Below are 1,289 nucleotides of genomic sequence, written 5' to 3'. Positions count from 1 at the left end.
TCTTATCCTCGCTCGGTGGACGCCGGGCAGGTGTTGCTCGACGCGCCGGGCACCGCCGAAAGCAGCGCGGTTACGGCGGGCAGCCCTACGACTACGAGCAGCAGCCGATGGTCAGCCACCTCTCCGCCGCGGCGACGCTCACCGGTTCGGCTGGTCCCTGGAGGCCGGTGTCTCGGCGATCGTCCCCGCCGGCCCGTGGCGGGACACCCGTCGGGAGCGGATGGGGCTGTCCCCGCTCGGCTCGTGCTGACCCCTGCCCCGTCGCCGCTCAAACCGCCGCAGGCAGGGGAGAGGCGGCGCGCGAAGTGATCGTGTGCCGCCGCACCCCGCGGGGGCGCCCCGGTACCTGGCGCCTCAGACCATGCCCTCGTGCGCGGCCTGCGAGCTGATGTGGGCGCGGGCCGCGTCCGCGGCCGCTTCGGGGTCGTGTCGGCGCAGTGCCTCGACGATGACGTCGTGCTCGTCGACCACCGAGCGCCAGTTCCGGTCGCCCAACGGTGCGGTGATGCGGTAGCGGCGGATGGTGAGCAGCAGCTGTTCGGTGAGTTCGCCCAGGACGCGGTAGCCGGCGGTTTCGGCCAGGGTCCGGTGGAAGCGGGAGTTCAGGTCTGCCATCTTCTCCGTCGTTCCCGCGTCCAGGGCGGCGTGCATGGCCCGCTGGATCTTCTCCAGCTCGCGGATGCGGGTGTCGTCTATTCGCTCGGCCGCGAGTGAGGCGACGAGTGTCTCGATCGCCTCGCGGGCGAGGAAGACGCCGCGCATCTCCGTGACGTCGACCGAGGCCACGGTGACACCGGCGTGGACGCGCGAGTCCAGCAGGCCGTCCGACTCCAGGCGCTTCACCGCCTCGCGGATGGGGATCTTGCTGATCCCGAACCTGCGGGCCAGTTCGTCCATGTTGATCCGCTCGCCGGGCTTGAGGTCGCCCTGGGCGATGGCGTTGTGCAGGCTCTCGTAGACGAGGTCCGCCTTGCTTTTCACGGCAGGGATGCGTTCCGCCCAGCTACTGTGCCCCATCCGTTCATGGTATTCGATATCTCCACTGCGTGGGATGCTTCCCGATGCACCTCACCGGGCCCGCATGGAGGTTTGGCCAGATCTTCGCAAACATATTGCCCCTCATGCGTTTCGTATACTAAGTTCGTCCTTGACGACCTGAGGCGTTCCCTCGGTCGCCGTGCGGGCGCCGCCCGGGCCGGGTGTGCACCGTCCCCCACAAGCCGAGGAGCCACCATGCCTCGCGCCGTCACCACCACGCCCGGCATCCTCCCCGCGGAAGCGGCCCCCCG

1 protein-coding gene is annotated in these 1,289 nt (G+C 69.7%); it reads right to left on the bottom strand.

The annotated features are described in order from the left end of the window. Positions 1–354 precede the first annotated feature (354 nt). Positions 355–981 (bottom strand): GntR family transcriptional regulator, encoded by a 627-nt coding sequence (locus PUR61_RS08365; RefSeq protein ID WP_329877302.1) that lies wholly within the window; start codon positions 979–981, stop codon positions 355–357. Positions 982–1,289 lie beyond the last annotated feature (308 nt).

Origin of the sequence: Streptomyces sp. BE20 (genome assembly GCF_036322525.1) — a bacterium.
Classification (GTDB): domain Bacteria; phylum Actinomycetota; class Actinomycetes; order Streptomycetales; family Streptomycetaceae; genus Kitasatospora.
The sequence above is the reverse complement of the archived record's forward strand: the minus strand, read 5'-3'. Positions and strand labels throughout refer to the sequence as shown.